At 67.2% G+C, this 24,076-nt stretch carries 23 protein-coding genes; 13 read left to right on the top strand and 10 right to left on the bottom strand.

The window, feature by feature from the left end:
- The first annotated feature begins 788 nt into the window (after positions 1-788).
- The 5 genes from ABD088_RS00435 to ABD088_RS00415 all read left to right on the top strand — a co-directional run bounded on the left by ABD088_RS00435 (position 789) and on the right by ABD088_RS00415 (position 5,312).
- Positions 789-1,298 carry a hypothetical protein gene (locus tag ABD088_RS00435; protein WP_343899340.1) on the top strand — a complete coding sequence of 170 codons (510 nt, stop codon included), beginning with the start codon at positions 789-791 and terminating at the stop codon, positions 1,296-1,298.
- Positions 1,299-1,352: 54 nt separating this feature from the next.
- Positions 1,353-2,783, top strand: coding sequence for a phytoene desaturase family protein (locus ABD088_RS00430; protein WP_343899339.1), 1,431 nt, complete (start codon positions 1,353-1,355; stop codon positions 2,781-2,783).
- Between the two features lie 414 nt (positions 2,784-3,197).
- On the top strand, positions 3,198-3,686 hold the full coding sequence (locus ABD088_RS00425) for an N-acetyltransferase (RefSeq protein WP_343899338.1): 489 nt from the start codon (positions 3,198-3,200) through the stop codon (positions 3,684-3,686).
- 81 nt (positions 3,687-3,767) lie between these two features.
- Entirely contained in the window at positions 3,768-4,508 is a 741-nt protein-coding gene (locus ABD088_RS00420) for a GAF and ANTAR domain-containing protein (RefSeq protein ID WP_343899336.1), read from the top strand.
- 567 nt (positions 4,509-5,075) lie between these two features.
- A complete protein-coding gene (locus tag ABD088_RS00415; RefSeq protein WP_343899335.1) occupies positions 5,076-5,312 on the top strand; it encodes a hypothetical protein in 237 nt (78 codons plus the stop codon).
- Between the two features lie 33 nt (positions 5,313-5,345).
- Here ABD088_RS00415 and ABD088_RS00410 read toward each other — a convergent pair whose 3' ends face one another.
- Positions 5,346-5,708 carry a VOC family protein gene (locus ABD088_RS00410; RefSeq protein ID WP_343899334.1) on the bottom strand — a complete coding sequence of 121 codons (363 nt, stop codon included), beginning with the start codon at positions 5,706-5,708 and terminating at the stop codon, positions 5,346-5,348.
- Between the two features lie 42 nt (positions 5,709-5,750).
- The gene (locus ABD088_RS00405) at positions 5,751-6,950 is read right to left on the bottom strand and encodes an MFS transporter (RefSeq protein WP_343899333.1); all 1,200 of its coding nucleotides are present in this window, start codon (positions 6,948-6,950) and stop codon (positions 5,751-5,753) included.
- Positions 6,951-7,075: 125 nt separating this feature from the next.
- On the opposite strand from ABD088_RS00405, the gene ABD088_RS00400 reads away from it, so the two are divergent.
- Complete coding sequence (locus ABD088_RS00400) at positions 7,076-7,669, top strand: helix-turn-helix domain-containing protein (RefSeq protein ID WP_343899332.1); 594 nt, start codon at positions 7,076-7,078, stop codon at positions 7,667-7,669.
- 2 nt (positions 7,670-7,671) lie between these two features.
- Positions 7,672-8,583 carry an alpha/beta hydrolase fold domain-containing protein gene (locus ABD088_RS00395; RefSeq protein WP_343899331.1) on the top strand — a complete coding sequence of 304 codons (912 nt, stop codon included), beginning with the start codon at positions 7,672-7,674 and terminating at the stop codon, positions 8,581-8,583.
- A 37-nt stretch (positions 8,584-8,620) separates the two neighbouring features.
- Here ABD088_RS00395 and ABD088_RS00390 read toward each other — a convergent pair whose 3' ends face one another.
- Complete coding sequence (locus ABD088_RS00390; protein ID WP_343899329.1) at positions 8,621-9,661, bottom strand: endonuclease/exonuclease/phosphatase family protein; 1,041 nt, start codon at positions 9,659-9,661, stop codon at positions 8,621-8,623.
- A gap of 234 nt (positions 9,662-9,895) precedes the next feature.
- Between ABD088_RS00390 and ABD088_RS00385 the strand changes: the two genes are divergently transcribed.
- The 3 genes from ABD088_RS00385 to ABD088_RS00375 all read left to right on the top strand — a co-directional run bounded on the left by ABD088_RS00385 (position 9,896) and on the right by ABD088_RS00375 (position 13,129).
- The gene (locus ABD088_RS00385; protein ID WP_343899328.1) at positions 9,896-10,855 is read left to right on the top strand and encodes a DUF2382 domain-containing protein; all 960 of its coding nucleotides are present in this window, start codon (positions 9,896-9,898) and stop codon (positions 10,853-10,855) included.
- Between the two features lie 172 nt (positions 10,856-11,027).
- Positions 11,028-11,678 (top strand): HhH-GDP family DNA glycosylase, encoded by a 651-nt coding sequence (locus ABD088_RS00380; protein ID WP_343899327.1) that lies wholly within the window; start codon positions 11,028-11,030, stop codon positions 11,676-11,678.
- Between the two features lie 83 nt (positions 11,679-11,761).
- Positions 11,762-13,129, top strand: a complete 1,368-nt coding sequence (locus ABD088_RS00375) for a dihydrolipoyl dehydrogenase family protein (protein ID WP_343899325.1) — start codon at positions 11,762-11,764, stop codon at positions 13,127-13,129.
- Here ABD088_RS00375 and ABD088_RS00370 read toward each other — a convergent pair.
- The 6 genes from ABD088_RS00370 to ABD088_RS00345 form a co-directional block, all read right to left on the bottom strand.
- Positions 13,126-13,800, bottom strand: a complete 675-nt coding sequence (locus tag ABD088_RS00370; RefSeq protein WP_343899324.1) for an alpha-ketoglutarate-dependent dioxygenase AlkB family protein — start codon at positions 13,798-13,800, stop codon at positions 13,126-13,128. The two genes, ABD088_RS00375 and ABD088_RS00370, sit on opposite strands and share 4 nt — an antisense overlap.
- A complete protein-coding gene (locus ABD088_RS00365) occupies positions 13,797-14,402 on the bottom strand; it encodes a methylated-DNA--[protein]-cysteine S-methyltransferase (protein ID WP_343899466.1) in 606 nt (201 codons plus the stop codon). Before ABD088_RS00365 ends, ABD088_RS00370 begins: the two co-directional genes overlap by 4 nt.
- Positions 14,403-14,407: 5 nt before the next feature.
- The gene (locus ABD088_RS00360; RefSeq protein ID WP_343899323.1) at positions 14,408-14,953 is read right to left on the bottom strand and encodes an RNA polymerase sigma factor; all 546 of its coding nucleotides are present in this window, start codon (positions 14,951-14,953) and stop codon (positions 14,408-14,410) included.
- Positions 14,954-15,008: 55 nt separating this feature from the next.
- The gene (locus tag ABD088_RS00355) at positions 15,009-16,481 is read right to left on the bottom strand and encodes an amidase (protein ID WP_343899322.1); all 1,473 of its coding nucleotides are present in this window, start codon (positions 16,479-16,481) and stop codon (positions 15,009-15,011) included.
- A gap of 168 nt (positions 16,482-16,649) precedes the next feature.
- Positions 16,650-18,434: an alpha/beta hydrolase gene (locus ABD088_RS00350; protein WP_343899320.1), complete on the bottom strand. Its 1,785-nt coding sequence runs from the start codon at positions 18,432-18,434 to the stop codon at positions 16,650-16,652.
- Positions 18,435-18,720: 286 nt separating this feature from the next.
- The gene (locus ABD088_RS00345) at positions 18,721-19,986 is read right to left on the bottom strand and encodes a sunset domain-containing protein (protein WP_343899319.1); all 1,266 of its coding nucleotides are present in this window, start codon (positions 19,984-19,986) and stop codon (positions 18,721-18,723) included.
- A 175-nt stretch (positions 19,987-20,161) separates the two neighbouring features.
- Here ABD088_RS00345 and ABD088_RS00340 point away from each other — a divergent pair, with 175 nt between their 5' ends.
- Together ABD088_RS00340 and ABD088_RS00335 are read left to right on the top strand one after the other, a co-directional pair.
- Positions 20,162-20,794, top strand: a complete 633-nt coding sequence (locus ABD088_RS00340) for a TMEM175 family protein (RefSeq protein ID WP_343899318.1) — start codon at positions 20,162-20,164, stop codon at positions 20,792-20,794.
- Between the two features lie 66 nt (positions 20,795-20,860).
- On the top strand, positions 20,861-21,277 hold the full coding sequence (locus ABD088_RS00335; protein ID WP_343899316.1) for a hypothetical protein: 417 nt from the start codon (positions 20,861-20,863) through the stop codon (positions 21,275-21,277).
- Here ABD088_RS00335 and ABD088_RS00330 read toward each other — a convergent pair.
- Positions 21,274-21,822, bottom strand: a complete 549-nt coding sequence (locus ABD088_RS00330) for a hypothetical protein (protein ID WP_343899315.1) — start codon at positions 21,820-21,822, stop codon at positions 21,274-21,276. The two genes, ABD088_RS00335 and ABD088_RS00330, sit on opposite strands and share 4 nt — an antisense overlap.
- A gap of 822 nt (positions 21,823-22,644) precedes the next feature.
- On the opposite strand from ABD088_RS00330, the gene ABD088_RS00325 reads away from it, so the two are divergent.
- A complete protein-coding gene (locus ABD088_RS00325; RefSeq protein WP_343899314.1) occupies positions 22,645-23,997 on the top strand; it encodes a hypothetical protein in 1,353 nt (450 codons plus the stop codon).
- Positions 23,998-24,076 lie beyond the last annotated feature (79 nt).

The following is a 24,076-nucleotide window of genomic DNA, read 5'->3' as shown; positions in this document are numbered from 1 at the left end:
GCCTTACACCGGTGAATGCCGGGGCCCTCTCATGCCACGGTAGGACGGGGCCACCACTGGTCGTCAAGGGTTTGCGTAGCCGCCGACAGCGGCCCACGGCTTGTCGGGCGGCCAGCTGCGCCGGACCGCCGGAGCTGCGGCGGTTGCCTGGACGCCGCGTCGACCGGAACGGGACGCGAATGCTTGACTTCGCAATCGACCATCGCCAACGATGGGGGCACTGGACACGGCTCTTCCCGGGCCGGCAATCCGTCCGGTCAAAGACCTTCAAGCAGCGGGGGTATCCCACCAGCAGGGCCACGGCATCTTTCCGCACGGGCTCTGTTGTCCGTCAGGAGCAACCCGTGAGTATTTCCCAGCAACGCCGCCCAGTCGCCCCCGTTGATGACCAGCCTGTGGATTCCGAGGACTCCGCACCGTGTCATTGCCCGCATTGTGGGACAGATGAATACCTCGTCCCCGAATCCGTCCAGCAGCTCCATTCCGCCCATGCCAGTGGAAGGACCTGCTGGGACGTCAGCTATTGGTGTAGCAACTGCGATCGGTATTTCGGGCATTTTTCACTGCGCATTCCAGCGGCCTGGAGAAATGAGGGCGGCTAGCAGGCAGCCTGAACTCCCCTGAAATCGCCACGTACCCGAGGGAGGATGCACGGAGGGCTTCCAGACTCTTTGCACCGCCTCCCGCGTCTCGATCGGTGATTCCCGAACCCGCACATCGTCCGGGCAGGAGCACGATGAGGGGACGAATGCTCATCCACACGACGGATCCACACAGGAAGGCCCACCATGGACCACGACAACACCGACATCAACCACCGGATGTATACGACGTACCTCAATGAGCATCTGCTCGGTTCCGAGGGCGGTGTCGCTGCCTTCCAGGCGGCTTCGCGGACGTGGAAAGGGACCCCATCCGAACAGCAGTTCGCCTCGCTGGCCAGTCAGGTCGGCGACGACCATGCGGACCTGGAGAAGATCATCCGCACCTTGGGTTACCGCCCACATCCCGTCAAGCATGCGCTCACCCATAGCGTCCGCCTGGCCGGTAGGCTCAATCCCGTGAACATCCTGCGCCAACAGAACACGGGAATGACCCAGGTGGAACTGGACATCCTGATCGGCATGCTCCGGGCCAAAAAAGCCATGTGGGAAACGCTCTTGTTGGTCGCCTCCCGCGACCTCCGGCTTGAGGTGCCCCTGCTGGAGGATCTTAACCGGCGCGCCGACAGCCAAATCCAACAGGTTTTCGCCGTCATCGAGCGGACTTGGCCGCGGCGGTTCTTCGATGCCGGCTAAGCCCCCAGGACAGCATCACCGCCACTATGGCCCCAACCGCCGAGGAGCACGTTCATGAACCGCACCGCCATCGTCGTCGGCTCTGGCCCCAACGGACTCACGGCCGCCGCCATGTTGGCCAGCCGCGGAGTCGAGGTCACGATCTACGAGCAGGCCAACGAGCCGGGTGGTGGCGCACGTTCCGGCGAAATCCTAGGGAGCGGGCTGGTCTCCGACCTGGGAGCCGCGGCTCATCCTTTTGCCATCGGCAGTCCGGCTTTCCGCGCATTGGACCTCACAGCACACGGCCTGGAGTGGGTCCACCCCAAATATCCCATGGCCCACCCGTTACCCGGCCGGGACTCAGCCATCCTCCACCGCGACGCGGCAACCACTGCCGCACAATTCGGCCCGGACGCCGCGGCGTGGCTTCGCGTTCACGCGCCGGTGACGGAGCATCCGTTGCATACGCTCGAGAACATCACCGGCCCATTGCTGCGGCTACCTCCGCATCTGCTACCCATGGCCTCCTTCGGCCTCCGTGCCGCCTGGCCGGCCGCCACGCTGGCCCGCACCATGTTCAAGACACCTGAGGCCCGCGCTCTCTTCGGTGGGTCAGCTGCACACTCCATGCTGCCTCTCCACCACCCCTTCAGCGCAGCCTTTGGGGTCATCTTCGGAGGACTGGGACACACCTCAGGTTGGCCTGTCGCCCGAGGCGGAACGGGTCAAATCATCGAAGCATTGCTGTCGGTGCTGGGATCGCATGGCGTTCGAATCCACACCGGTTCACCGGTGACTGATCTCCGCGAGCTTCCCGCGGCGGACGCGGTGCTGCTGGATCTGACTCCCCGCCAGGTCCTGGATCTGGCGGGGACCCAGCTCTCCAAGCGCTACCGCGGATGGCTGCGCCGTTGGAAGTACGGCACGGGTGCACACAAGGTCGACTACCTACTGGATGGTCCGGTCCCTTGGAGGGACGAACGGACCGCAGACGCAGGAACGGTGCACATGGTGGGCAGTTTCGAGGAACTCGTCCACGCCGAACGACTCACCAACCGCGGCCAGGTCCCGGATCGCCCCTTCGTCATGGCCGCCCAACAGTCCATGGCCGACCCCACCCGGGTCCACGGCGGCCAGCAGATCCTCTGGAGCTACGCCCACGTCCCCAACGGTTCGACCGCCGACGTCGGCCCACTCATCGATGCGCAGTTCGAACGCTTCGCACCCGGGTTCCGGGACCGCATCATCGGACGCGTGGAAACTCCGCCGGATGCATTGCAGGCATGGAACCCGAACCTTGTGGGCGGCGACATTGGCGGCGGATCACTGCGTGGAACGCAGCAGTTCCTGCGACCGGCGCCGACACTTCGGCCTTACAACACCGGCCAGACAGGCCTGTACATTTGCTCCTCATCGACGCCGCCCGGAGGCGGAGTGCACGGAATGGCAGGCTGGCACGCGGCCCAAGCAGTAGTGAAGGACTGGGCCCGCGAGCAGCGGTAAGACCGCCACTGGGCTGCCCCACGGCAGCGGTTTCCCAGGAGGTCACCCGGCGGCCCGTCTTGACGTTCCGGCCACCTCCCCGCATTCGGACCGGCGCACTCTCTGTGCCCCCCAGCTGACCGGGTGGAGCAGAACAAAATTAGGTCACCTCCCGGCCGGTCCCTGCGGACGGCACGTCGCAGCGCGTGGAGAAGGGTTCACCAGCGCGTCCATCGGCGTTCGTGACAGCGTCGACTTGCCAAGGAATCCACCGCATAGAGTAGGCTGACGTTGGTTCAGCAGCGGGCCACCGCATCCTTGATCGGAGCAGCCGTGCGTTCCTTGTATATACACTCTTCACCGCTCCTTGGCACACGCTATTCGCCGTGCGGCGTCCTGCATGCCGCAGCGTCTCGGGCAGAGGTGGTCTAGACCATGGCCATCGTCGTCGAAAACAACCGCGAAGAGCTCCAATACCAGATCTTCAAGGCCGGGGAACTGGCCGGCTTCGTGCAGTACAGCATGTCCGGACATGAAATATGGCTGCGCTATACGTCGATGAAGCGCAGTTTCAAATCGGCCGTCCTGGGAGACATCCTCATGCACCACGTGCTGATGGATGCCCACACCAGTCGCCTGGCTGTCCTGCCATTTTGCCCTGCCATTCGGACCTTCATCGCCGAACACGTCGAATTCGCGTCGCTGGTCCCCACCGAGTGGCAGGCCCGCATCCCGCCCCCCTCTGGCCGCGAATCGGGCGCCGAGCCAAAATCCCCCTTGGATTTCGTCCGTATGACGGGATCACGCCGGTCCCGTCTCCACGAGACAACCCTGAATTCAGCGGACGTCACGGACTACGTAGCGGCGACGATGCACCCCGATCCACATCCCACAGGTATGGATGCCACCCCTACCGGAGGCTAGCCTGAGCCCGGGTGTGGATCGGCAGCCGACGGCTGACCCACAGCCGACGCCCAGCAGCTTCCCTTGCCATCGGAGGAAACCATGACGGACAGCCAACAGCTCGATTCCGAGCACATCGCCGAAGAACTCCAAAAGCACGTCCTCGATAGCAGCCAGGTCGAGGAGTTCCTCACGCAATTGGCCATCCACGCGTCGAAGTCACTGTCCCGCCATGGTGCCCCCATCCATTGCGGAGTGACTCTCCTGCGTCACCGTCGTGGCGACATGGCCGCCAGCAGCGGCCCCCAGGCCGCCTTCATGGACGAGCTCCAGTACAAGTACGACGAGGGCCCCTGCCTGAGCGCCGCCAGAAACGGCGAGGTGTTCCATGCCCCGGATCTGGCGCTGGAGACCAGGTGGCCGGAATACATCACCGAGATTCGCGACACGGGCGTCGAGTCCATTTTGGCCGTCCCCTTTGAACTGTTGGGTGAGGCGCTCGGCGCCTTGAACCTCTATGCGGAAGGCAGGGACGCATTCGACGAGGACACCCGGACGCTCGCGCTCGCTTATGCAGCCCAAGCCAGTGCCAGCATCCGTTTGGCCGTCCGAATCACCGGGCTTGCCACTACCGCGGAAGACCTCAAGACCGCCATGGCATCACGGACGATCATCGATGTGGCCGTCGGAGTCATCATGGGCCAGAACCGCTGCAGCCAGGACGAGGCATTCTCGATCCTCCAGCGCGCGTCCAACACCCGCAACATCAAACTTCGCGAAATAGCCACACGCGTCGTCGGGAACGTGGCACCTGGCCCCGTAGGAACCCACTTCGACGGTTGACCGACCCGTCTGTCCGTGGGGACCCGTCCAGCGTCGCCAACGTCACGGCCGGCGGTTCGGTTTCCTGCTCGACGCTGCTGGCCTGGCGTAGTGGCGGTGGCAGCTGGACGGCCGGCGGGTGTCCCGGCGGCTCCCCAAATCATTGACCTCGCCGGGTCAGCCGGTGTTGACTGCGAAGCAGGGGTGTGCTGCCCCACGGACGGTCCTTCCGCACCGGGGGATCGCCCACCATCCTGGTGGCCACCCCTCCAGTGGAGGAGAAACCATGAACGTCGACGAACCGCTCTCTGCACACCAGGCCTCAATTCCAGGTGACCCCGGGTTCGACCCACCGGGGCAGCCCAGCCCGGGCTACCCCTCCGATCCAACCCAGCCGCCCACGGCACCACCCACCGAACCCCAGCCCAGTCCGAGCACCGTCCCGACGACAGATCCCCCGACCTCCCCCGAACCACCGGCGGAGCCCTGGCCGGAGCCGGCCATTGATCCAATCGAGGTCCCGCCGGAACCGGAAACGGAGCCGCGTCGCGAGGAGGCGGCCCACGGGGATGGGCCCCTGGATACCCGATGACCGGGCGACGCCGTACCCCACTTCAGCGGTCCGAATCACGCCATGCTGCCGAACAGGGCCAGGATGTCGATGAGTTCCGGAACGTGATGCGCCGACGGCAGGACACCGAGGAGAAACTCAAACGGCATCTGGAAGGCGAGCGGGATGGCCGGGCCATCGACCCCGCGAAGGACGCCGATGCGGACGCCGATTCCGCGGACGATCCAGGAAATCCGCCCGCCACCGGAAAATGAACCTGTCCTGGGGCAGGTGGAGCGATGCGGGGATCAGCTCAGGCAGAGGCAGAACGGGTGGCCGGCCGGATCCAGGAACACGCGAAAGGTGGTTCCCGGCTGTTCTGCCGCCACAGCCCCGCCCCGGCTCAACACCTCGCGTTCACCCTCATCGAGATCGTTCACGATCGCGTCGAGGTGCATCTGCTGTGGCACGCCCTGGCCCGGCCATTCGGGTGCGCGGTAATCGGTGACCTGCTGGAAGGAGATGCAGTTCGAGCCGTCGTCCGGACGGATGTCGATCCAGCCGCCATCCTCCTGGCTGATCCGCCAACCGAACAGGCCGGAATAGAAGGTAGCGAGCGCCTCGGCGTCCGGGCAGTCGATGATGAAGCTGGGATAGCGTGCGATGGCCATGACCGCACGCTACCGCCCGTACGTGCCGGAGGGAAGGTCCCTTCAGGCCGCCTTGGTGTATCCGGCGGCGACGAGCTCCTCCTCGGTGGTCGGCGCTCCCGGCTGTCCACGGCGGGCCGCCAGGGCGACCACGCAGGTGAGCACGGCGACGGCGGTGGCACCGGCCATGGCGATCTGGGTGCCCGGGCCGTCGATGAGTGCCCCCGCGACGGCCGAGCCCAGGGCAACACCGATCAGCTGCGCCGTCGTCGTCCAGCCGAAAGCCTCGGCGACGTCGGCCGCCGGTACCCCGGAGGAGGTCATCTGGGTCAACGCGGCGATCACCGGCGCCACCCCGAGGCCGGCGAGGAAGATGGTGGCCGTCAGCCACCAGAACCCGGTGCCCATGCTGGCCAGCGCGAGGCCGAGCGACACGACGACCATGCGGCGGGCTGTGCTCCAGCGACCGATCCGCTTGCGTCCCAGGTACAGGCCGGCAGCCAGCGAGCCGACGCAGAAGATCCCCAGGATGATGCCGGCCTGGGCTCCCCCGTGGCCGAAGCTGGCGACGATGGAGGCCTCGACCATGGAGATCGTGGCGCAGATGAGGAAACCGATGACCGCTGCCAACCGCAGCGCCGGCGAGCGCAGCACCGAGCCGAAGCGGCCGGTCGGCGGGAGGGCCACGGCGCGGGCGATCTGCTCGGTGGTGATGAACCAGAGGCCTCCGCCGATGAGGAACACCGCGGCCATGACGATGCCCAGCGATGAGTTGATCGACAGCGACACGAACGTGGTCAGCACCGGGCCCAGGATCCAGATGACCTCCTGCAGCGAGGCGTCGAAGGAGAACAGTGCGCCGCGGGCCCCGGGGGCGACCAGCGACGGGTAGATCGAGCGCGCTGCCTGCTGCACCGGCGGGGTGCTCAAGCCGCAGACCAACGCGATGGCCGCGTAGGCGCCCACCGACAGCCCGGGCAGGGCCAGGGCGAGGATCGAGACGCCGGAAACCACCAGGGTGGCCAGCAGGACCCGGTGCATGCCGAAGCGGCCGAAGATGCGGCTGCTCAGCGGTCCGGCGATGGCCTGGCCGATGGCCAACGCCGCGAGCACCAGACCGGCGGCCGTATAGGAGTCATGGACGCGCTCGACGTGGATCAACGCGGCCAGCGACAGCATCCCCGCGGGGAAGCGTGCGACCAGTTGCGAGACCACGACGCGGAGCACGCCGGGGGCACGGAAAAGATCACGGTAGGAAGTCATGTATCCAGCGTAACGAATAGTGCACAATACTGCACTATGCAGTGCATCACCATAGTTGGCGGGTTCGGGCCACGTCGCCCACCGCCCGGCTAGGATGGTCACCGACCCACGGAAGGAACCCCCACGTGACCGGACACCAGGACATCGCAGCGCTGATCGGCCAGCGCATCCGCGCCCGCCGCACCTCCCGCCAGTGGTCCCTCGACGAGGTCGCCACCCGCTCGGGCGTCAGCCGCCGCACGCTGGTGGCCATCGAACAGGGCCAGGCCAACCCCTCGATCGCCGTGCTCTCCAGCATTTCCGATGCCCTCGGCATCGCGTTTGCCGCGCTCGTCGGGGCCGGGGAATCCGAGGCCCTGCAGGTCCGCCGCGCCGGTGAGGGCCCCGTGCTCTGGGAGGGGGACGACGGCGGTGCTGCCCACCTCGCGGGAAGCCTCGGTGGCAGCAATGTCGCCGAGCTCTGGGAATGGCGCATGGCACCGGGCGAAATCCACCACAGTGCCCCGCACCCGCCGGGGACCCGCGAACTGCTCTCGGTGCATTCGGGCAAGGTCTCCCTGGGGGTCCAGGAGTCCAGCGTCGTGCTGGCCCCCGGCGACTCGGCCTCCCATGCAGGGGACGTCGAGCACAGCTACTCCAACGAGGGGCGTTCCGCCGCGGTCTTCTCCGTGGTGGTCCACTACCCTGCAGCAGCAGGCATCGAACCGACGGGAAACTGACCATGGAACCGAGCCTGCCCAGCCGACTGCTGCCCCTGTTCGTCCGGGCCCTGCACTTCCAGCGTCCCTTCATCACCCGCGCCGGTGCCGAGCGGCACCTGCAGGAGCGCACGCTCCGTCCCCGCAGCTATGCACCGCCCCGCCGGCTCCGCGGCGACGTGGAGATCGAGGTGGCGAACACCGGATCGTGGCCCGTCTACACGATCACCCCGGCAACCAGCCGACCCGTCGGCGGGCTGGTCTACGTGCATGGGGGCGGCTGGGTGAACGAGATCTCCTCCCCGCACTGGCACCTCGCCGCGCAGATCGCCGCCGAGGCCCGGTTGGCGGTCACCGTGCCGATCTATCCGCTGATCCCCCACGGCACCGCAGCAGAGGTCGTCGCAGGAGTCGCCGGCCTGGTGACGGCCAGCACCACCGCGTACGGGCCCACCTCGCTGGCCGGCGATTCGGCGGGCGGGCAGATCGCCTTGTCCACGGCCCTGCAGCTGCGCGACGGGCAGGGGGTCCGCCTGCCCCAGACCGTCTTGATCTCCCCCGCACTGGACCTCTCGCTGGCCAACCCGGACGTCGACGCGCTCCAGCCGATGGATCCCTGGTTGGGCCGGGAAGGCACCCGGTTGTTCATCGACCATTGGCGGGGCGGCTTGGCCCTGGATGATCCACGCGTCAGCCCGTTGGCAGCCGACCTGCGCGGAATGGGTCCGATCACGCTCTTCAGCGGGACCCGGGACATCCTGAACCCGGATACCCACCTGCTCGTGGAGGCGCTCCACGCCGCCGGCGTGCCCCTGGACTTCCACGAGGGCCCTGGCCTGTTGCACGTCTACCCGTTGACGCCGACCCCGGAGGGACGCCGGGCGCGCGCCACGATTGTGGAGCAGCTGCGCACCGCGCATCCGGCCGCTGGCTGAACGGACCCACCGGCGATCTGGGGACACGCCCGCCAGGTCAGCGGGCGTCGAGGACGGCGACGATGGGGCGGTGGTCGGTTCCCCCGGCGGGAGACGCCACCACCTGCACGCTGCGCGCGGTCCATCCCGATCCGACCAGCACGTGGTCGATCTGCGCCCCGCTCCAGGCAGGGAGCTTGACCGGCCAGGTCCCCACAGCACCTGCGTGCGCCTGGAGTGCGGCATCCTGGCAGTGGCCGATGAGCGAGCCCTCGCCGGCACCGAGCCCCGAGAGATGGTCGACTGTCGCGTTGAGGTCACCGGCAACGATCACGTCGGGCGCGTTGCATTGCGTGGCGACCCACCGCAGGCCCGCCGCCCACTCCCCCATGAGCGTGCGCAGCGGGGGCGCCGGATGCGCCGCGACGATGGCCGGGCCGCTGCCGTCGACCGGCCTCCACACGGCGCTGGGCAGTCCGGGCGTCGAGCCCGCCGAGGTGTCCTGGCGGTAGGCGCCGAGTTCCCCGGAGATGAGCACCGACGTCGGAATCCATGAATCCCCGGTGGCCCCGTAGGTGGTATCCGGTGCCATCCGGCGTCCGCCGAGGGCCACCAGGCGCGCGACTTCCGCTGCGGCGTCGTCGTCCATTTCCGGCAGGCTGACCACGTCCGCCCCGGTATCCAGGATCAGGCGGGCGACGTCAGCCGGCGGGGTCGCTCCGCCCTGGGTGTTCCAGGCGAGCACCGTCAGATCGCCGCCGTTGGTGGAGGCGTGGGTGGCGGCGCCGATGGATGCGTGGGGGGCGGCGTCGCTTCCGCGCCCCCAGAGCACGGCGCCCGTGGCGAGGGCGGAGCACCCCAGCACGATCGCCACGCCCGCGGGGATGCCGAACCGGCGCCGTCGCCAGGCCACGACGGCGGCCACCACGGCCAGGGCTCCCAGCCCGATCCCCACCAGCGCCCGGAAGGCCACCAGTTGGGACATGACAAGCAGCTGCGCGGCGCCAAAAGCCTGCGGCCACACCAGCAACACGGCCAGGGGCAGACCAATGAGCAACGTGATGAGCAGACCCTGGTGGCGGGTCGGGTGTGGGGCCATTCATGGAATTCAACCCTGCCGGTGGGCCACCTGGCCAATGGGGGCCGCGCGGCGGGCCGGTTCTGCAGGCTTTACCTCCTGTTCACTGCGGACCCCCTTGCATCGGACCGGCGGGAAATGTTTGACTCGCAGAGTCGCCCCGGGGACGGGGTCCGGGCTTCCGGTCCCTGCACCATTTCACGACCCATTCGATCCAAGCGCCCCACCGGGTGCCCACGAAAGGCAGGACGAGAAATGATTACCCAGGACAAGATCGACAACCTGCTCGCCGGCAAGGCGACCGTCACCGGCACGAACGGTGAGAAAATCGGCTCCGTCGGCCAGATCTACGTGGACGACGCCACCGGGAACCCGACGTGGGTGACGGCCAACACCGGACTTTTTGGACTGAAGGAAACCTTCATCCCGCTCGACCAGGCCGAAGCCACCGACGATGAGATCCGGGTTCCGTACAGCAAGGACCGCGTCAAGGACGCACCCAACCTTGATCCCAACGGCCACATCGCCGAGGACGAGCAGGACCGTCTCTACGAGTACTACGGTCTCGGAAACGGCAATGGCACCTCCGCCGCCGACCAGCCGACCACCGTTGGCGGCAACGCGGCTCCGGGCGCCCCGGGTGCTGCAGGTGGCGCCGCAGCAGGTGCTGCCGGCGGAGCCGGTTTTGCCGCAGGACAGGGAACCGCCGACCACCGCGATGCTGCCGCAGGCCGCGACGACGCTGCCGATCGCCGGGACCCCCTGGCAGATCGCGACGCTGCTGGCGCCCGTCCCGACGCTGCCGCAGGACGTGGCACGGCGGCGGAGGGCCGCGACGATCCCGGATCGTTGACCCGCTCCGAGGAGCAGGTCAACGTCGGCACCGAACGCCAGGCCACCGGCAAGGTCCGCCTGCGTAAGTACGTCGTCACCGAGAACGTCACGAAGACCGTTCCGGTCAGCCGCGAGGAGGTCCGCGTCGAACGCGAGCCGATCACCGAGGCCGACCGCGCCGCGGGCGGGACGACTCCGCAGCTGGGCGATGACGAGCAGGAAGTCACGCTCCACGAGGAGACCCCCGTCGTGGAGAAGCGGACCGTCCCGGTGGAGAAGGTCCGGCTGGAAAAGGACCAGGTCACCGACGAGGAAACTGTCAACACCGAGGTCCGCAAGGAACAGATCGACACCGAAACCGACGATCCGCGCGCGCTGTAACCACCAGCGCTGATCCCGGCTACGCCAACGCCCGCCCTTCGGGGCGGGCGTTTTGGCGTCCGAGTGGGCCCCGTGTTCGGGGAAATCCACAGGCCGAAGCGCTCCCTTTCGGTTCCCGCCGCGGCCGTCCTCGGCTGCTGTCGGGACAGGCCACTCCAGGGAAGGAACTGCCATGACCACTCGGGATCGGGATATCGTCGCCGCGCTGTTAGCCCGGCACGGCACCACCTACGCCGAGGAGGCCGGCATCGCCTTGGCGGACAAGCCGTCCCCGCTCTACGAACTGCTAGTGCTCAGCACATTGTTGTCGGCGCGCATCAGCTCCCGCATTGCCGTGAACGCCGCCCGTGAGCTCTTCGCCGCGGGGCTGCGCACGCCCCAGCGGATGACAGCGGCAACCTGGCAGCAACGGGTCAATGCGCTGGGCCGCGGCTCCTACCGCCGGTACGACGAACGCACCGCCACGATGCTCGGGGATGGCGCCGACCTGCCCATCGAGGCGTACCGCGCCGACCTGCGCTCCCTGCGCACCGGTGATCTCACGCAGCGCCAGCTGTCGGACGCACTCCAGCAGTTCCCGGGGATCGGCCCCACCGGTGCAACCATCTTCCTGCGCGAGGTCCAGGACCTCTGGGTCCTGCCGGAGCCCGTGGTGGACGCAAAAGTGCTCGACGGCGCGCGGAAGCTCGGGCTGCCCACCGATGCCGGAAAACTCATCGCTCTCGCCCCCGACGGCCAACGCGCCCGGCTGGCGGCGGCGTGCGTCCGCGCGGCGCTGGGACCGGACATCGTCGCCGAGATCCGCGACGCCACCCGGAGGTAGGCCGACTCCCGCCGTGCTCGAGCTCCTGTAGGCATCCCGCGCGAAACCTATTCCGCCGCCGTGCACTGTGGGATCGTAGGCCCATGGACACCGATGTGGATGTGATCGTGCTGGGCATGGGCCCCGGCGGGGAAGTCGCGGCCAGCAGGCTGCTCGATGCCGGACGGAAGGTCGCCGTCATCGAACGCGAGCTGATCGGCGGTGAATGCGGCTACTGGGCCTGCATCCCTTCCAAGACGCTGCTGCGCCCGGTCCAGCTGGCCGCCGAGGCGCACGGTGCGGCCGGCGTTATCGGGACCTCACTCGATTGGGCCGACGCCGCCGCGTACCGCGACACCATGATCCGCCACCTCGACGACGCCGCCCAGGTCACAGGCTACCGCGACCGCGGTGCCACGGTCCTGAAGGGCCCCGGGCGCATCACCGGCCGTGACGCCGGACGGATCCGGGTCCAGGTCGGCGACGATGCCGTTACCGCGGAACACCTGATCATCGCCACGGGCACGACGCCGGTGCTCCCCCAGGTGCCCGGGCTCGAGGACATCACGACCTGGACCAACCGCGAGACCTACACGGTCCGTGAGCTGCCCCGGCGGGCGATCGTGGTCGGTGGCAGTGCAGTCGGCGTGGAGACGGCAACGTTCCTGGCCGGTTTCGGCGTCCAGACCACGCTGGTGCACCGCGGGACGGCGCTGCTGTCCCGCGAGGAACCGCGGGTGGGTGGGCTCGCCCGCGAACATCTGGAGGCCGCGGGGGTCACCGTCCTGCTGGGCGCCTCCCCCGCCCGGGCACGGCGCGACGGTGACGACAGCGTACTGGAACTGGAGGGCACCGGCTCGGCCGAGGTACGCGCCGACGTCGTCATCTTTGCCACCGGACGCACGCCGCAGACCGGCGAACTGGGTCTGGAGACCGTGGGCGTCGAGCCCGACTCCCACGGCGCGATCCCAGTGGACGCCTCGTGCCTGGCCGGCGACAACGTCTGGGCCATCGGGGACGTCAATGGTGTCCTGCCCTTTACCCATGTGGCCAAGTACCAGGGCCGGATCACCGCGGACTCCATCCTCGGGACGCCCCGCACCGCGCACTACGACGGAATCCCCCGGGTGGTTTTCGGTGTCCCCGACATCGCCTGCGTGGGGCTGACCGCGGCCCAGGCAAAGACCCAGGGGCTGGCTGTCGAAGCGGTGGAGCTCGACGTGGCCGCGGCACTGGCCCGTCCCTGGACCTACGAGCGCGAGCCGGAAGCCCACCTGGGTTTGCTGGCCGACACCGACCGGCGGGTCCTCATCGGTGCCTGGGCGATCGGGCCAGAGGCCGGGGAATGGATCCACCACGCTGCTCTGGCCATCCGGGCCGGCATCCGGTTGGAGGTCCTGCGGGACCAGGTCGCCCAGTTCCCGACCTTCCACGAGGCGTACCTCGCGGCGCTGGAGAAACTGGATCGCTAGGCCAGGCCGGTCTCGCGCAGCGTGATGTTGATGCGCCCGGCCTCCAGCCCGCAGCCAGCCGGCGCGGTTCCTGGAAACATCCTGGTGACCCCGTGGTACGCCAGCCGCGAGGCCCCTCCGAAGACGAACAGGTCGCCCGAGGCCAGCTCGATGTCCTCATAGGGCTTGTTGCGGTGCTCGGTGTTCCCGAACCGGAACCGGCAGGTGTCACCGATGGACAGCGAGACCACCGGGGCCCGGGAGCGTTCGTCCCGGTCCTGGTGCATGCCCATGTGGGCCGCGTCGTCGTAGAAGTTCACCAGTGCGGTATCCGGCGTGTAGGCCGCCCCGGCAGCGGGGTCGCCGGTTGCCTCGGTGACTGCCTGGCGGCCCAGGCGCACCATCCAGTCAGGCACGTCCAATACCCGGTTGCCATTCACGTCCACGGCGTCGCGGGTGTACTCGTAGGGTCGCCAGTGCCAGCCCAGGCAGACGGTCTTCACGCTCATCTGGTGCCCGCCGACCTTCGCCGAACGCAGCGGCACCGGGCCGTGGACCCACTCGTGGAACCGGTCCACCAGCCAGCGCTGCTGGTGCGCCTGCAACCAGCCGGGGACCCACGTGGCCCCCGGCGACAACTCCCGGCGCGGGCGGTGCAGCAGCTCATCACCGAACAACGCGTCACCGCTCATGGCGCCTCCTCCAGCTGCAGCAATGCGGTCTTGGCTTCCAGTCCGCCGATGTAGCCGCCCAGTCCCCCGTCGGAGCGCAGCACGCGGTGGCAGGGCACGACGACGGGGAGCGGGTTGGTGGCGCAGGCGGTGCCGACGGCGCGCACGGCGTTCGGATTGCCGACGTCCGCGGCGACCTGTTTGTAGGTGGCGGTGTGCCCGTAGCCGATCCGTGGCAGGTAGGCCTGCACGGTTTGGCGGAAGCCGGAGGTCAACCGGTGGTCCAGTTCCAGGTCGAACGCCGTGCGCTGGTGGGCGAAGTACTCGTCGAGTTGCCGGGCGGGGCCGTCCAGACGGTGGCCGCCACGCAGGATGCGCGGGCCGATGCGCTCGGCCAGGGTGCCCAGGACGGCCTCGAAGCCTTCACGCTCGTAGGCGACGCGGACCAGGCCGCGGCCGGTGGCCGCCAACAACAGCGGTCCGACCGGGGAATCGACGGTGCGGTAGGCCACCTCCAGCAGGCCTGAGGCCTCGGCGCGTTGGGCCAGGGTGGCGCGGAGTGCGTCCAGGTGCCGTGCCTCCTGCCGTGTTTCGGTGGGAGTCGCCGTCGGCATGGTGTTCATCGTCTTCATGGTGTGGGTCCTTCCCAGGGGGCATCGGGGCCGTAGGCCAGACGCAGGGTCTTCATGCCGTCGGCGGCCGCCCGGCGGACGGCGTCGGGGGTGCCGCCGATCAGCTGGGCGGTTTCGGTATGGGCGAGCCCGCCGAGGTAGTGGTAGGCGATGGCGAGGCGTTGGCGTTCGGGCAACTGGGCGACGGCGGCCCAGAGCTCCGGGTCCCCCTCCGCCGGGTTGCCGCGAGGCGAAGTGCCTTCCCGGAGGTGTTCCGCCGTCGTTCCCGGTGGCCACCCGGGATCGCCGGCATGGCCCGCGGGGACGGGTTGGCGGGCCCGGGCGCGGGTGATGTCGATGGCCTTGCGGTGCGCGACCTTCACCAGCCAGGCCTGCAGGTTGGTGTCGGGATCGAGCCCTGGCCAGGCCTGCAGTGCGGCCAGGAACGTCTCGGACCACGCATCGTCGGCGTCGGGGCCCGGTCCGAGCACCGCGCGGCAGACGCGCAGCACCGTGATGCCGTGGGTCTCGACGACGGATTCGAAGGCTGGGGTGTTCTTCATCAACCTGTAGACGCTGGGCGGTGGGAAAACGTGAGATCGCCTCCCAGCTTAGGCCTCAGCCGGCGTCGACGGTGGTGATCGGTCGGATCGCCTGGCCGCTGCCCGGCATCAGGTCAGGACGCCGCTGGGCAGCCCGGTTGCGGGCCTCGAAGACGCGGGCGTGGCGCAGCAGATCGACGTCACGGTAATGGTTCGCTGCCAGTTGGAAGCCGACCGGCAGGCCGGAGGCGCTGAAGCCGGCGGGCAGTGCCAGCACGGGCAGTCCGGTGGCCGAGAGCAGGCAGGCCGAGCGCATCCAGTGCAGGTAGGTTCCCGACTCGACTCCGTTGATCGCCCCCGGGTAGCGCCGGGTGGCGTCGAAGGGCAGGACCTGGGCGCCGGGGGCGAGGAAGAGGTCGTATCGGGAGTAGAACGCGCGGACTGCTGCCGCCAGCCGGGTACGTGCGGCGGTGGCTTCGATGAGTTCGGTGGCGGTCAGCGACTGGCCGAACTCGACGTTCCAGATGACCTCCGGTTTGATGAGCGTGCGGTGATCGCGCACCAGCGGGCCGAGGTTGGCGGCGAAGTCGGTGGCGCGGGTGCGTTCGAAGACCAGGTCGGCATCGGTGAAGTCGATGGTGGCCTCCTCGACGATGGCCCCGGCGTCCTCGAAGTGGTGCAGTTGGGCCCGCAGGACGTCAAGGACCTCGTCCTCGACCGGGACGCCGAGTCCGAAGTCGGGGCTCCAGCCGATCCGTACCCCGCGCAGATCCTCTGGCTCGCGGCCGGCCGTGACGGCCGCGAAGTCCGTCCCGGTCAGCGGGGCCGGCGGCTGCACCCGCTCCGAGGGGCCCGCCACTGCCTGCATGAACAGGGCGATGTCGGCGACCTCGCGGGCCATGGGGCCGGTGCGGCCCAGCCACGCCCAGTCGTTGGTGGCGGCAGGCAGGGGCAGCACCCCGTAGGAGGGGCGGAAGCCGACGACGTTGCAGAAGGAGGCGGGGATGCGCAGTGACCCACCCATGTCCGAGCCGTCGCCGAGGGGCTGGATGCCCGCTGCGATGGCCGCTGCGACCCCACCGGAGGAGCCGCCGGCGCTGCGCGCGGGGTCATACGGGTTGGTCGTGGTGCCGAAGATCGTGTTGAACGTGTGGGAACCCGCGGCGAACTCGGGCACGTTCGTCTTGCCCGTGGTGACCACGCCGGCAGCCTTCAGCCGGGCGACAATCGGCGCGTCGGAGGCCGGTACGTGGTCGGCGAAAATCGGCGATCCCTGCGTGCTGCGCATGCCGGCGACGTCGTGGGTGTCCTTGTGAGTCATCGGCAAGCCGTGGAGCAGCGGCAGGTCGGCGCCGGACACCGTCATCTGGTCGGCGGCGTCGGCGGCGGCCAGTGCCCGGTCGGCATCCACGGTGACGACAGCGTTGATCACCGGGTTGATGGTGTCGATCCGCGCCAGGTGCGACTCGACGGCCTCGCGGGAGGAGAGCTCTCGGCGGCGGATCGCCCCCAGCAGATCGGTGGCGCTCAGTTGCTGGATGTCGTTCATGACGGGCTCCCTTGCCATCGTGCCGCAGCCGGGCCATCCCGGCGGTTCGTGGGTCCCAGTCTGCCCGGAGGGGCGGCGCTACCGAAAGTGTGACGGGCGGGCCCCACCAGAAGGAGCCCCCGGTTCCTCCCGCGCTGCGGGGAAACCGAGGGCTCCGTGGTGGGTGGGTCAGCGACGCGGGACGGCTCCCGGGATCGGAGGAACCACTGGCGGCAGGTGGCTCTCCGGCGCCTTGCGGAGTTTACTCATTCCCTCCTGCTCATCCAACGGCGTCGTGAAGGGCTGCACGTCGCCCTTGCAGACCGTGCCCTTGGCCGGCAGTTTGCCGGTCAGCAGGTACGCATCAACGGCGCCGGTCGCGCATGTGGAGGTGCCGTAGGCCGTGTGGCCCCAGTTGGTGCTCGAGAGCAGCCGGCTCTTGGGCAACAGTGACGCGGCCTTCACGGCGCCGTCGTAGTTGGTGGCCGGATCCCAATAATTGCCGACAACCAGCACCGGGTTGGCGGTGGCATGGTCGAAGGTGCCGCGGTAGGAATCCTCATCCTGGGACGTCCAGGTCGAGCTGGCGCACGGTGCAGAGCTCCAGGTCCACAACGGCCCGAATCCCGGTGCCAGGATCTGGGCGTAGTCGGTATACGTGGTCCAGTTCTTCGCCCGTGACGGGTTGGTCCCATCGGTGCAGAGCACCGACTGGAAGGCTTCGGCCGAGTTGTCGTAGGGGAATCCCCAGCCGGCGGCAGCGCCCTGGCGCTGCTTGTCCTGCGCTGTGGATTTGGCGGCGTCCTTCGCCGAGCTGACGCGCGCGGCCAGGTCGGACCGGGCGGCCGACTGGCGCTGAGCCAGCTTGCTGCCCTTGGCGCCGGGCTTGACCATCAGCGAAGAGATCTCGGCAAGGATCGAGTCGGTGGTATCGCCGGCATCGGGGCTGTACAAACCGCTGAGCAGCATCGAGACCACATCCGCATAGGACAGTTCGACGTCCTCACCGCCCGTTTCCTCCCCGTTGAGGATGACGGGTTTCTTCTTGAGTTGGGCCATGAGTTTCTTGTAGATCTTCACGGGGTCGCCGTCGGCTGCCAGCCTGCAGTATTTCTCTCCGGCCGTCTTGCACCGCTTGAGGATCTCCTGCACTGCCTTGGCGGCGCCTTCACCGGATTTGATCCGCTGGGTCTGCGGCAGGGACTTGTTGTACTTCGTCCCGGCCCACCCCTCGGGGTCCAGCACGCCATCAATGACCACGGCACGTACACGATCCGGGAACATGTTGGCATAGACGTTGCCCAGGTAGGTCCCGTAGGAGAACCCCAGGTAGGTGAGCTGCTTGTCCCCCACCACGCGTCGCATCATGTCCATGTCCCGGGCCACCTCGGCGGTGGACATGGAGCCTGACATGGGTTTGCCTGTGGTGCTGCAGGCCTTGCCGAAGGCTTCGGCGGACTTGACGTAGGCCGTGGTCTCGGTCTTGGTGTTCGGGAAGGCGACGTTGAAGCCGGAGAGGTCCTTTTGCATGGCGCCGTTGTTCTTCCAGCAGGCGACGCCGTCGCTGAAGTTGGTTCCGCGGGGGTCCATGCCGACGATGTCGAATCGCTTGCGTACCGCCGGGCTGACAAACTGCTCGGCAGCTGCTGCCATTTGGACGCCGGAGCCGCCGGGTCCCCCGGGATTCACGAAGAGCGTTCCCAGTTTCTTCTTCGACGTGTCCGTCGCCTTCAACCGCAAGACGGCGACGTCGGTCTTCTTGCCCTTCGGCTGGTCGTAGTCCAGCGGGAGTGGAACCATGGCGCAGTCGGCGCCCTGGGCCCACTCATCACAAGTGAACCAGTCGGCCTTCGGGGTCGGGACTGCATCGACCTTCTTGGCCTCGGCCTTCGTCGACGGCGCTTGCGGCAGCGTGACCGCCGGGGTTTGAACGGGGGCCGTGGGCGTGGCTGCGCCCGCTGTGGCTGGCGCCATCAAGAGACTGGCAACCCCCAAGACTGCTGCTGGGCCAGTCCAGCGCCTGGCCTTCACTGGGCACTTCCCTGGGTCAGCTGGTTGGATGGTGTGGTTCTCTGACAGGTGCGTGAGATATCCATTAGCTCAGGCTATGAACTTTCTGTGCGAAGCCGCAACAGGTATTAGATAACCGTTCTACAAATATTGTGATGAAGGTTCAAGCATCACGGTATCCCTGGAGCGCAAACGCAAGAGGCCGGCCCGGCGATACTTCATCGCGCAGGCCGGCCTGGTGCCAGCGGGACTACCGCTTGGACGCCCGGTATCCGTGGGAGCGGGCCGCAGCAGCGCTGGAGAAGCACTCCTCCGGTTTGGTGCGGGAGTAGAACGCGCCTCGGGGCACGTGGTAGATCATCGAGCTGGCGTTGCCCTTGATCGGGTATCCCGCAGGACAGTTGTAGCCGCCCGTGCCGTAAACATGGTTCGGCTTCTTGCCGGCCTTGATTCGTACCGTCTGCGTCTTCGTCGTCGTGTAGGTGGGCGACCAGGACTTCTTGGTCACCTTCTTGCTGGTAGTCACCGGCTTGTAGAGATTCCGCTCGGGGTACAAATAGGGCGAAGCAGTGGCACCGACAGCGGGCTTGATGCGCGTTGTCGAGTCAGGGTTGTCTTCCCACAAGACTTCCCCTGAGATCCCCTCTTCGCGGCTTGCCGCATTGTCTGCAAAGACCACGGCATAGGTTTCGTAGCTGCCAGTGAAGCCACCGGTGCACGCCAGCCGCAAGGGCTGCAGGACGAAGTCTGCGTAGGTGTCACGAGGACCGAGCTCGACGACCTTGCAGTTCATCTTGGCTGACTTGTCGGGACTGGCGACCAACTGCTTCGACTTGGTGGTGACGGTGGAGGTCTTGTAGACGCGAATGCGGTACTTCGCGGTGGTGGTGACGCGATAGGTCCCGGCCTTCAGGGCCACTGACGACTTGTTCGTGGCGACCTTCTTCGAGCCCTGCTTCACCGTCAAACGACTGGAGGAGAGACTGACGCCGCTGGCCCGCGAAACGTTCGGCTTGATCGTCGCCTTGCCGCGATAGGGGGCGGTCTTGCCCGCGATGCCCTTGATCGCCACCGCCGATCGCACGACGAGTTTCTGCTTCTTGCTGGTCGTCTTCGTCGACGAGTACTTCTTCGATGCGCCAGTACCCGAAATGGTCCGGTACTTCACCACCGAGGTGACCGCATAGGTTCCGGCCTTGAGCCGGGCACTGCTCTTTGATCGGACCAACGTCTTCTTGCCCTGGACCACGGTGATGGCCTTCGAACGGATATCAACCGACCCACGGGTGGTGGCCTTGGGCGTCACGCTGGCGGTACCACCAACCCGCACGATCGGCGATCCGATGGTTCCCAGGGTGACCGTGGAGGTCATGGCCGCCGGGACGGAGCCCCGCACGGCGAAGGGTGTCGCGGTGGACGGCGCAACCGGTGCGGCAACTGCCGCGACGGTGCCGCCGAGGACCAGCGACGAAGCCGTCGCCATGACTGCCATGGCGCGGCAAAGTGTTGTTTTCATTCCCCCAACTTTCTTCCCGGGACCACCCCGGGTACGTGTGATGGAGATATCGTAAGCGAAAACTTGAAGAAACAACATGCTGTCGGGTCCGCTGTCTCCGCTCCAGCGGCGGCCGTGCGCCGCCGTCGTGCCCGGGGATAGGATCGCCCGGTACCGCACACTGACGGAACCGGAGATGACGACGATGCCCACGAGCCGCCTCGAGGCCTTCAGCGACGGGGTCATGGCCGTCATCCTGACGATCATGGTGCTGGAGATCCACGTTCCCGAGGGACATGATTGGGCAGCCCTGGCGTCGTCCGGGCTGGGCATGGGCCTGCTGACGTACCTGCTGAGCTTCATCTATGTGGGGATCTACTGGAACAACCACCACCACATGTTCCAGATCACCGAGCGCATCACCGGCGGCGCGTTGTGGGCCAACCTGCATCTGCTGTTCTGGCTCTCGCTGCTGCCACTGACCACCGCGTGGCTGGACGCGAGCTCCTTCGCCCGGATCCCGGCGATCGTGTACGGCTTCGACCTGCTGGCACTGGCGGTGGCCTACTTCATCCTGCAGTCGGTGATCATCCGCTCCCAGGGTGCCGGTTCGACGCTGCGCACCGCTGTGGGGCGCGATTTGAAGGGCAAGCTCTCCGCCGTGCTCTACATCGTGGGGATCGTGTGCGCGATCTTGGGCAGCGCCGAATCACCCGCATTGGTGTTCACGGGCGTCGCGTTCTTCGCGGGGGTGGCTGTCCTGTGGCTGATACCGGACCGGAGGATCGAACGGCGGCTGGCCGCTGGCGGTCAGGAATCCAGCATCTGAGCGACACGTCCATGCCCCGCCGCTGCCCCGCGGCCGGCGACCACCCCCCTTGAAAGGACTGCACTCATGCCGGGTTTCTTGCCAGGCTTGTTGTTCACTGCGTGCGTCTGCGCCTTCGGTGCTGCGGCGCTCGGGTTCATGGCCCGCCGGGCGTACGCCGGTCGTTGGCGTGGATTCCTCACCCTGCAACCGGTGCTGCTTCCGGTCGGCAGGTACTGGGGTTTGCTGACCTGCGCTCTTTGGAGCGTCTGCTGTGCATGGGTCGGCGTGGCGGGAAGCTACATCCTGTGGGCTGGCTGGCGGTACGGTGACATGTCGCCAACCCAGACCTTCATGTTGATCTGCCCTGTACTCGTCATCGTTGGCGGGGCGGGCTTCCTGTTCTCATGGTGGCTGCCCCGACGCTGGCGTCCGCGCTGGCTTCTGGATCAAGACCGCACCCCAGGCCAGCGCCCTGCCGAAGAGGGTTGGCTCGACGGCTAGCCGTCGTAGCGCAAGGACTGCATCAACTGCTTCATCGCCCGATAGCGTTCCGTCGCCATGAAGGACTTCGCCTCCGCCGCGGTGATCGCCCGGGGATCCATGCCCTTGTTGAAGAACGGGTCGGTGGTGGAGAACCACGGCATGATGCCCTGGGCCGCGTGGAAGTACGGCAGCGAGGGGTGGTTGCCGCGCTGCCCGACCTGGGCCACGTCGCGCACCGAGAGGCGGGCGAGTTGCCGTTCGTACTCCTCCTGGCCAGCTGGCTGGTCGATGTCCATGTGCTCGAACAGGACCATGGTGGGCCGGTAGTCCAGCTGCGGCACGGGGATCCGCTGCAGATCGGTGTAGGTGTAGACGCCCGCATCGCCGTCCGTATCGGCTGCCGAGTTCGGGGTGAAGTCGGCGATGGGAGTCCCTGTTCCATCGACGATCTGGTAGTTCGAGTATTTGCCCTGGTCCCCCGATTCGGGATCGAGCCGCACCGACCACTGAGCGGGATATTTGAACGAGAAGCCCCACATCGTCGCGGTCTTCCACGTTGTCATCGGGATCTCCCCACCGGCTTGGGGAGCAGACGCCGTCGACTGCGTGGGGGTAGGAGAAGTGGAAGCAGGCGGGGTTGCTGACGCTGGAGGCGACGTCGCGGTGGTCCCTGTCCCAGAAGATGCAGCGGTCGGCTGTGCGCTCGTTGCCGTCGCGCTCCCGGAGGATGTTGTCTCCTCGGTAGTGGGTGCCGTGACGTGCGAGGGTTCCCCGCCGGAGCAGGCCGCGAGCGCCAGCATGCTGGCGAGGGCCACGCCAATCCAGGGCCGACGACCACGGGTGGCAGGGCCGGCGGTTCGCTGTTCCATGGTGTCCTCACGGCGGGTGGCTGAATTGATCCTTCGGATGGTCAATCCGAGTGTGGCCCCCCTGCGCGGATGAACCGAGCACAGGCCGGTAACAATCCGGAACAGCGTGGCCGGGACTGCCGCGTCGGACCTCGGGATGCGATCCTGAACCCATGGACCGCTTAAGCTCCACGAACCACTCGGGGTCAACGTAGTGGGTTCCAGGGGGTGCGTGTCTCGCACCGCAGCGAGGCGCGGCATGACGGGAAACATCACCCCTCGATCGACATCCCGGGGAACAAGTGCGCGGTGCTGGGCCGCGACGAACCACCAGCCCTCCTGCACGCAGGTGTCTCGTTCTTTTCAGGGGTAACCGCAAGGACACCCCCCAGAGGCCCCAAACCGACACAATCCACGGTTAAACTTCCGTCTGGATATACTGGACGTTGCGGCCCACTGACTGCGTTCCTGCTCCAGAGGCAGCGGCCGCGTGGTGCCGTCTAGCTGGCTCATCACTCGGCACCACCTGGGGGAAAAATGAACAAAAAACGCAAGATCATCGTGGGTTCGACTGCGGCGGCAGTCATCGTGATCGGGGGCGGCGCCTTCGCTGCAGCACAGCTTCTTGGAGACAACGACATCGATATGGCGGCCCACCTGCCCGGCTCGGCCGTCGGTTACATGGAGGTCGACCTGAACCCCTCCTTGGAGCAGAAGGTCGCGGGGCTTTCACTGGCCAGCAAGCTGGAATCGCTCATGGGAGACGACACCCGGGAGAACGAGTCCCTCGAGGAGAGTCTGGCGCACACAAATTTCGAGGGCGTCGACTACAAAAGCGACGTCAAGCCGTGGATCGGCACGCAATTTGCGGTCGCGCCGATCTCGCCGAAGGCCGAGGAAGTTGTCTCGCTGTATTCGGTCAAGGACCGCCAGAAGGCCGAGGACTCATTGCCGAAGCTCAACCATGGCGACCATCATTATTCCCTGGAGAAGGACTACCTGGTCGTCACCGATACGACGGCCGACTACGACGCCTACGCCTCCGCCCTCACCAACGGCACGTTGTCCGACAACGACGAGTTCACGCGGGATCGCAAGGCGATGGATGACAACATCGCCTTCGCTTGGGCGGATTTGGGACGCGTGGAGTTCCCCCCTGGCAAAACCATGAGCGAGGTCCCGGACCTCTCCGGCCGCGTGGCGGCGACCGTTAGGCTGTCGGGCGATTCGGTGGATCTGAATGCCAAGTCCTTCGACCTGGCGGTCGAGGGCGTCGACGACTTCTCGACGGCAACCAGTGGAACGACGGTCCTGGGTGAACTGGGAGCGGACACGGTAGGAGGGATCGGCGTCGCGGACATCAGCAATACCTTCCGCAAGAACTGGGATGCAGTCGTCGACAATCCCGCAGCTGCTGGCCAGATTGCGGGATCACTCGATCCGCTCGGGCAGATGCTGGGCCTCAAGCTGCCCCAGGACGCAGACAAGGTCATCGGCGACTACCTTGCCGTGGGTTATGAGAGCGACGAAAAGATTCGAGTAGTAGCCCGCGGGGCCGACGCCGGTACGTGGGACACCGTCGCGGGCATGGTCGGGGCTGTCGGCGGTAGCACGCAGACGACCACTTCCACCCATGGCGAGGACATCCATGTCCTGTTCAACGGCGACGCTGCCGCCGATGCGGGCCGGTTGCGCGATCATCCGCTGTACTCCAAGGCCCTTCCCCAGATCGACACAGCGCAGTTTGCCGCATGGCTTGACCTGAACAAAGTCCAGGCCATGTCGGAGGAACCGGAGACCAAAGAAAATGAAGGTGTTGTCGGCGCCACGATCTCCTATGACCAGGACAAGGCCGAACACGACATTGCCGTTCACTGGGTGCTCAAATAGGAGGAGCGCAACTGCAGCATCGCAGACGCGTGGGCCGATGGCCCGTCCTGGCCTGCTGCAGCATGGCCCCGCCAGGATA

Origin of the sequence: Arthrobacter rhombi (assembly GCF_039526245.1) — a bacterium.
Lineage (GTDB): Bacteria > Actinomycetota > Actinomycetes > Actinomycetales > Micrococcaceae > Arthrobacter_H > Arthrobacter_H rhombi.
The sequence above is the reverse complement of the archived record's forward strand: the minus strand, read 5'-3'. Positions and strand labels throughout refer to the sequence as shown.

Coding starts and splice junctions, on each gene's coding strand:
- ABD088_RS00435 (WP_343899340.1), top strand. CDS start 789: ATGGACCACGACAACACCGACATCAACCACCGGATGTATACGACGTAC.
- ABD088_RS00430 (WP_343899339.1), top strand. CDS start 1,353: ATGAACCGCACCGCCATCGTCGTCGGCTCTGGCCCCAACGGACTCACG.
- ABD088_RS00425 (WP_343899338.1), top strand. CDS start 3,198: ATGGCCATCGTCGTCGAAAACAACCGCGAAGAGCTCCAATACCAGATC.
- ABD088_RS00420 (WP_343899336.1), top strand. CDS start 3,768: ATGACGGACAGCCAACAGCTCGATTCCGAGCACATCGCCGAAGAACTC.
- ABD088_RS00415 (WP_343899335.1), top strand. CDS start 5,076: ATGACCGGGCGACGCCGTACCCCACTTCAGCGGTCCGAATCACGCCAT.
- ABD088_RS00410 (WP_343899334.1), bottom strand. CDS start 5,708: ATGGCCATCGCACGCTATCCCAGCTTCATCATCGACTGCCCGGACGCC.
- ABD088_RS00405 (WP_343899333.1), bottom strand. CDS start 6,950: ATGACTTCCTACCGTGATCTTTTCCGTGCCCCCGGCGTGCTCCGCGTC.
- ABD088_RS00395 (WP_343899331.1), top strand. CDS start 7,672: ATGGAACCGAGCCTGCCCAGCCGACTGCTGCCCCTGTTCGTCCGGGCC.
- ABD088_RS00390 (WP_343899329.1), bottom strand. CDS start 9,661: ATGGCCCCACACCCGACCCGCCACCAGGGTCTGCTCATCACGTTGCTC.
- ABD088_RS00385 (WP_343899328.1), top strand. CDS start 9,896: ATGATTACCCAGGACAAGATCGACAACCTGCTCGCCGGCAAGGCGACC.
- ABD088_RS00380 (WP_343899327.1), top strand. CDS start 11,028: ATGACCACTCGGGATCGGGATATCGTCGCCGCGCTGTTAGCCCGGCAC.
- ABD088_RS00375 (WP_343899325.1), top strand. CDS start 11,762: ATGGACACCGATGTGGATGTGATCGTGCTGGGCATGGGCCCCGGCGGG.
- ABD088_RS00370 (WP_343899324.1), bottom strand. CDS start 13,800: ATGAGCGGTGACGCGTTGTTCGGTGATGAGCTGCTGCACCGCCCGCGC.
- ABD088_RS00365 (WP_343899466.1), bottom strand. CDS start 14,402: ATGAACACCATGCCGACGGCGACTCCCACCGAAACACGGCAGGAGGCA.
- ABD088_RS00360 (WP_343899323.1), bottom strand. CDS start 14,953: ATGAAGAACACCCCAGCCTTCGAATCCGTCGTCGAGACCCACGGCATC.
- ABD088_RS00355 (WP_343899322.1), bottom strand. CDS start 16,481: ATGAACGACATCCAGCAACTGAGCGCCACCGATCTGCTGGGGGCGATC.
- ABD088_RS00350 (WP_343899320.1), bottom strand. CDS start 18,434: ATGGCGCCAGCCACAGCGGGCGCAGCCACGCCCACGGCCCCCGTTCAA.
- ABD088_RS00345 (WP_343899319.1), bottom strand. CDS start 19,986: ATGAAAACAACACTTTGCCGCGCCATGGCAGTCATGGCGACGGCTTCG.
- ABD088_RS00340 (WP_343899318.1), top strand. CDS start 20,162: ATGACGACGATGCCCACGAGCCGCCTCGAGGCCTTCAGCGACGGGGTC.
- ABD088_RS00335 (WP_343899316.1), top strand. CDS start 20,861: ATGCCGGGTTTCTTGCCAGGCTTGTTGTTCACTGCGTGCGTCTGCGCC.
- ABD088_RS00330 (WP_343899315.1), bottom strand. CDS start 21,822: ATGACAACGTGGAAGACCGCGACGATGTGGGGCTTCTCGTTCAAATAT.
- ABD088_RS00325 (WP_343899314.1), top strand. CDS start 22,645: ATGAACAAAAAACGCAAGATCATCGTGGGTTCGACTGCGGCGGCAGTC.